The following is a 5,799-nucleotide window of genomic DNA, read 5'->3' as shown; positions in this document are numbered from 1 at the left end:
GCCCCCGCGGCGGGCTCGGGGCTCGAGGGGGCCTCGGAGCCGGAGGGGGACTTCGACTTCGACTTCGGCTCCGCCCCCGTCGCGGGCTCCGGCTCCGGCTCCGGTTCCGGCTCCGGTGACGGTGCGGAGGGGGTCCGGGGAGCCGGGACCACCGCGTCCGCCGCGTCCGCCGGCCCGGTCGGCTCGGCGGCTCCGGAGGCCGCCCCTTCCGAGTCCGGTTCCCGTTCCGCCGCGTCGGGCTTCCCGCCCTCCACCGGTACCGCAGTCATGCCGTACACCGCCTTGCTCTTGCCGTTCTGGATCAGGCGCCAGTCTCCGTGTCCCATATGCGCGAGCCATGTGCACAAGATGACCAATTCGTCACAGTCCAAGACGATCGCGCTGTCATCAAACGATCATCCAACGATCAAATCCTCATCACGAAAGGCCTGAAGGATCGGTTCCTCTTGTCCGAGGCACCTTCAGGAAGCTCGATACCTCTGATGAACCCCCGGAACCCGGCTCGCCCGACCCCCGGCAGGCGCCGGCTGCTCACCGGCGGCGGAGCCCTGCTCCTCGCCACGGCCGCCGGCTCCCTGCTCGCCGCCCGGTCCGGCGACCCCGGCCCGCGGGCCGACGACCCCGGCGGCAAGGGACGGCACGAGGCTCCGCCCGCCGCCCCCGCCGCTTCCGGATGGATGCCGGGAGTGAGCAGGAAGCCGCTGGAGCGCAACTACCTCGTCGGTGAACGCGACGCCCAGCGCGGGCTCGTCCTCCACGTCCAGGAGGGCGAGGGGTCCTTGTACGAGCACTTCGGCACCGCCGGGGTCAAAGCCTCCGCACACTTCTGGGTCTCCCGGGACGGGGAGACGGAGCAGTACGTGTCCGTCCTCGACCGCGCCTGGGCGCAGGTGGACGGGAACGGCGCGTGGGCTTCGGTCGAGACCTCCGGCTTCGCCACCCGCCCCCTCACCGAGGCACAGCTGGACGCCGTCGCCCGCATCTACGCCTGGGGTGCCGGTACGCACGGCTGGCCGCCGGCGGTGAGCGACCGTCCGGACCGGCCCGGTCTGGGCATCCACTCCATGGGCGGCGCCTCGTGGGGCGCGCACGCCTGCCCCGGCCCCCTCCGGGCCGAACAGCGTGCCGAGATCATCCGCCGGATGGAACAACACCTTCCCGCCACCTGAAAGTGGCCAGTCCGTGATCCCTGGCCCTTCAGCCCGGCGGCGGTGATCGCTAATGTTCGAACGTGCCGGAAAGAAACGAGATACCCGCAGGTCAGAACGGTCCGGACGAGGAGGAATGGAATGCCTTCGTCCAGGCTCACGCCGCGAGCGCGCCCTCCCCGGAGTCCCTCTCGCCGAAGCGGGTGTGGCCCCGAGGCGTCCTGGCCGTCCTGCTGCTGGCGGGACTGTCCTTCGTCGCGCTGAAGTTCATCGCGTCGCCCTTCGACTCCGGTGTGACGCCGCCGAGTTCCACGGGAGCGGGAGCCGCCGCCTCCCGTTCGGCGGCCGCGGCACGGCCGGTGATCCCCCTGGCCGAGGCGTTCCCGGCCCAGGTTCCTGACGGTGCGGGCGGCACCTACACGCGGGTCGGCTCGGTCGTCCTCCCCTCCTGTACCGAGCGCGATTCGGTCGGCCCGGGCCTCGCGGACGCCATCTCCGAGAGCAAGGGCTGTGTCGGCGAGCAGATCGCGTTGTACAAGGACGCGCACGACAACCAGTACAACCTGGCCCTGTTCACCATGAAGGACCAGCAGGACACCGTGCGCCTGGTGACCCAGCTGTCGATGGCCTTCGACGACTACCAGGTGGGCGCGCAGGCACCGCCGCCCGGATCCGGCCTGAAGGTGCTGCCGCCCGACAGCGGGATGGTGCAGTCCTTCACCGGTCAGGGCCGGGTCATGGTGGTCGGACTGGGTCAGTGGTCCGACGGCCGGGTCGCCGATTACCCGAAGCTGGTCGATCGGCTCGGCCCGCTCGTCGAAGCGGTCTCGGCCCGGGTCGCCCGCCACGAGGCCGCGCGCTGAAGGCCTCCGCCCACCGGCGCGACCTCGCCGAGTATCCGCTCCACTTCCTGGTCGGCCGGCGCGACCGGCTCGCCGCGCGAGCGGCGCGAGCGGCGCGAAGGGCACGCCCCGTGACCGGACGGGCCCGCGGGCTCCAGAGACGACCTGGCCGGACTCCCGTCAGGCCGGCGGGTGCAGGGCGGCCAGCGCCGAGCGGTGGGTGATCCAGCCCAGCAGGTGGTGGCCGTCCTCGTCCAGGACCGGGAGGCCGTCGCCTTCGCTCGCCGCGAGCAGGGGCAGGGCCTCCTCCAGGGACTGGCCGGGGAGCAGGGCGGGCGGGTGGTCCCGTACCGTCTCGACGGCCTGATCCCCGGGCCGGCCCTCGTGCAGGGCGCGGGCGAGTGCGACGGCGCCGACCGAGCCCTCGTAGCGGCCGTGCCGGTCGACGACGGGGAGCCGGCCGGCGTCCGCCTCGATCATCGCCGTGACCGCCGCGCGCAGGCCGGTGCCGGGTGCGAGCGTGGCCGGCGGCGGCCCCATCGCGGTCCGGACCTCGACGGCCGCCGGACCGGTCAGGTCGAGGTCGACCCCGCGGCGCCGGAGCTTGGCCGTGTAGACGGTGTCGCGGCTGAGGACGTGGCTGACGCCGGTGGCGATGGCGATGGCTGCCATCAGCGGGAGGATGACGCCGTATTCGCCGGTGAGCTCATAGATGATGACGACGGCGGTGATCGGCGCGCGGGCGGAGCCGGCGAAGACCGCGCCCATGCCGATGACGGCGTACGTCGTGGCGGAGCCGGTCAGGCCGGGCAGGACGTGGCCGGCCGTCTGCCCGAAGGCGCTGCCGAGCATCGCGCCGACGAACAGGCTGGGCGCGAAGACCCCGCCGGAGCCGCCGATGCCGATGGTGACACTGCACGCCAGGATCTTGCCGACGAGCAGCACCAGCAGGAATCCGACGGCGTACCCGCCCACCGCGGCCCTGCCGAGGACCGGGTAGCCGACCCCGTACATCTCGGGCAGGGCGAGCAGGATCGCGCCCAGCAGGAGGCCGCCGGCGGCGGGACGCAGCCATTCCGGGCCGCGCCAGAGCGCGTCGCAGAGGTCCTCGACCCCGTAGAGCACCTTGGTGAAGATCACCCCGACGACCCCGGCGAGCGCCCCCAGCAGGACGTACAGGGCGTACGAGGCCAGGTGTTCCACGCCCAGCGGGTCGAGGTGCAGGAACCGTTCGTCGCCGAGGACCGAGCGGCCGATCACCCCGGCGGTGACCGAGGAGACGGCCACGAAGGCGAAGCCCCGGGCCGTGAAGTCGCGCAGGATCAGCTCCATCGCGAAGAAGACGCCGGCCAGGGGTGCGTTGAAGGTCGCGGCGATGCCGCCGGCCGCGCCGCAGGCGACCAGGAGCCGCATCCGCTCCTCGCCCATGCGCAGGATCGATCCGGCGGTGGATCCGAGGGCCGATCCGATCTGCACGATGGGACCTTCGCGGCCCACCGAGCCGCCGCCGCCGATGCACAGCGCGGACGCGATCGACTTCACCACCGCGACCCGGGCCGGGATCCGGCCGCCCTGGCGGGCTACGGCGTACATGACCTCGGGTACGCCGTGGCCGCGCGCCTCCTTGGCGTAGCGGTAGACGAGCGGACCGTAGACGGCGCCCGCGACGACGGGCGCGAGCAGTACGAAGTACGGTCCGAGCCAGGGCACGTAGGGGTTGGCGGCGCGGCCGGCCGAGGAGTAGTCGTCGTGTCCGGACAGCACCTTGGTGAAGACCTCGATCAGCCAGCGGAAGGCCACGGCACCGAGCCCCGCGCCGGCGCCGACCAGCAGGGACGGGAGCAGCATTCCGGCCTGGGCCCGGTGCAGTCCGGCCCGCAGCTCCTCCGCCGCGAACGGCCTCATGTCGACTCCTCGGAACCGGCGTTGCGTCGATCGCGTCTCCCGGCCCCGAGCGCGATCCCCCCGACCTCCCCATCCAACGGTCCGGGTCCCGCCGGGGGCCGGAGGTCGGGCCGTTGGTACACCCGTCCGGCGTAGGGCGTGGCCGGGCGGGGCTGGCCGAAGACCGACCACCAGCCGCGAGCGTTCCCGTACAGTCCGTGCTGCCGCCGATCCGGCGAGGGAGCACGCGCAGTGGCGCAGCGGACGAACAGGGGAACACCGATGGCCGTCGAAGCAGGTGCCGTACGCCTCCTCCCGCCGGTCCCCGAGCTGGACGCCTCCGTGGTCGAGCGGTGGAGCGCGGGAGGCGGTGAGCTGGTCGAGCTGATGGCCGAGGTGTGCGGGCGGCTCGGCGGCGTGGGCGCGTTCCGGCTCGGAGGAGGTCCGGGCGACGGGGCGGGGGCGAGTGCCGGCGGCGGTGGTGCCGGCGGGGGCGGTGGCAGGCCGACCGTTCTGGTGACCGGGCCGGAGGCGATCCAGCACGTGCTGGCGCAGCACCCGCAGCGCTACGTGAAACGCTCGCACCGGGCCCGCCTGTTGATCGGCGACGGGGTGCTCGCGGCGACCGGGGAGGCGTGGAAGCGGCAGCGGCGCCTCCTGCAGTCGCAGTTCACCGGGACCGGGATGCGCCGCTACGAGGAGCGGATCGCCGGGGCCGCGCGGAACACGGCCGCGCGCTGGGCGGCGTACGCGGGGAGCGGGCACGTCCTGGACGTCGGCGAGGAGATGCGGCGCTTCGCCCTGGACACGATCTGGCGCGCCCTGACCGGGTACCCGCTCGACGCGGACACCGAGCGCGAGCTGGGCGCCGTCGCGGCCGTGGTGGCCGCGCTGCCGACGCTGCCCGCGGACACCGCCGACGCCGGGGACGCGGTCGCGGCCGAGCTCGCCAGGATCGATGCCGTGGCCGAGCACGCGATCGCCGTCGCGCGGCGGGGCGCTGCCGGGCCGGGCGGGCCGGGTCTGCTGCACCTGCTGGTGGAGGCCTCGGCCGAGCGGCCCGAGTACACCGACCGGCTGATCCGCGACGAGCTGGTCACCCTGCTCGTCGCGGGCCACGAGACCACGGCGACCACCCTGACCTGGCTCCATCTGCTCCTGGACCGGCATCCGGAGGCCCGCGAGCGGGCCCTGGCGGCGGGGGAGGCGGGTTCACCGGAGCGCCGCGAGGCGGTGCAGGCCCTGGTCAGCGAGACGCTGCGGCTGTACCCGTCCGCCTGGATCCTGCCCCGTCACGCCGTCGAGGACGACGTCCTGGCCGGTTACGCCGTCCAGGCGGGCACCGATGTGGTGGTCTGCCCGTACCTCGCGCACCGCGACCCGGTCCTGTGGCCGGACCCCGAGCGCTTCGACCCGCTGCGCTTCACCACACCGGGCGCCCGCCCGACGCTCCCGGGCGCGTACGTACCCTTCGGCATCGGCCCCCGCGCCTGCCTGGGCCTGCAGTTCGCCCTGCGCGAGTCGACGGTCCTCCTCGAACACCTCCTGCCCGCCCACACGGTGGCCTTCCAGTCGATCCCCCAGAAGACCGCGTACGGCATCACGGTCCGCCCGGCGGGCCCGACGCCTGCCGTGCTCGGCCCTGCCTGAGGGCCGGGGCCGCGTCGGGCGAGATCCCGCCCGACGCGGGCCGGCGCACCGGTGGTGGCTACAACCCGCCGAAGGCGAGGGCGGTGAGGAAGCCCGCCACGGCGACCGGACCGGTGGCGGAGGGCGATCCCGCCCCAGAGGGCCAAGACGTAGCGGCGTCCGCGACCCGCGGCGCGCATGCCGGCGGCGCCGCCCTGGAGGCTCGGGCCGAACACCACCGTTTCGGGCACCCCGTCGAGCACGGCGCCCATCGCGATGGGCGCCGCCCGAGCCGG

Annotated in this window: 4 protein-coding genes and 1 pseudogene; 3 read left to right on the top strand and 2 right to left on the bottom strand. The window is 74.1% G+C overall.

Annotated features, from left to right (window positions below; translation table 11 throughout):
- Positions 1-326 (bottom strand): annotated as a pseudogene (locus ACWGDE_RS35295) (hypothetical protein); the annotation flags it as partial.
- A 156-nt stretch (positions 327-482) separates the two neighbouring features.
- Between ACWGDE_RS35295 and ACWGDE_RS35290 the strand changes: the two are divergent.
- Positions 483-1,169: a peptidoglycan recognition protein family protein gene (locus tag ACWGDE_RS35290; RefSeq protein WP_453393151.1), complete on the top strand. Its 687-nt coding sequence runs from the start codon at positions 483-485 to the stop codon at positions 1,167-1,169.
- Positions 1,170-1,231: 62 nt separating this feature from the next.
- A complete protein-coding gene (locus ACWGDE_RS35285) occupies positions 1,232-2,011 on the top strand; it encodes a hypothetical protein (RefSeq protein WP_453393150.1) in 780 nt (259 codons plus the stop codon).
- 159 nt (positions 2,012-2,170) lie between these two features.
- On the opposite strand, the gene ACWGDE_RS35280 is transcribed toward ACWGDE_RS35285, so the two are convergent.
- Entirely contained in the window at positions 2,171-3,895 is a 1,725-nt protein-coding gene (locus ACWGDE_RS35280) for a chloride channel protein (protein WP_453393149.1), read from the bottom strand.
- A 261-nt stretch (positions 3,896-4,156) separates the two neighbouring features.
- On the opposite strand from ACWGDE_RS35280, the gene ACWGDE_RS35275 reads away from it, so the two are divergent.
- Entirely contained in the window at positions 4,157-5,524 is a 1,368-nt protein-coding gene (locus tag ACWGDE_RS35275; RefSeq protein WP_453393148.1) for a cytochrome P450, read from the top strand.
- The last annotated feature ends 275 nt before the right edge of the window (positions 5,525-5,799 follow it).

The sequence above is a fragment of the Streptomyces sp. NPDC054956 genome (assembly GCF_053609185.1).
The sequence above is the reverse complement of the archived record's forward strand: the minus strand, read 5'-3'. Positions and strand labels throughout refer to the sequence as shown.

Excerpts from the sequence above, each read along its gene's own strand:
- ACWGDE_RS35290 (WP_453393151.1), top strand. The coding sequence starts at position 483 with ATGAACCCCCGGAACCCGGCTCGCCCGACCCCCGGCAGGCGCCGGCTG.
- ACWGDE_RS35280 (WP_453393149.1), bottom strand. The coding sequence starts at position 3,895 with ATGAGGCCGTTCGCGGCGGAGGAGCTGCGGGCCGGACTGCACCGGGCC.
- ACWGDE_RS35275 (WP_453393148.1), top strand. The coding sequence starts at position 4,157 with ATGGCCGTCGAAGCAGGTGCCGTACGCCTCCTCCCGCCGGTCCCCGAG.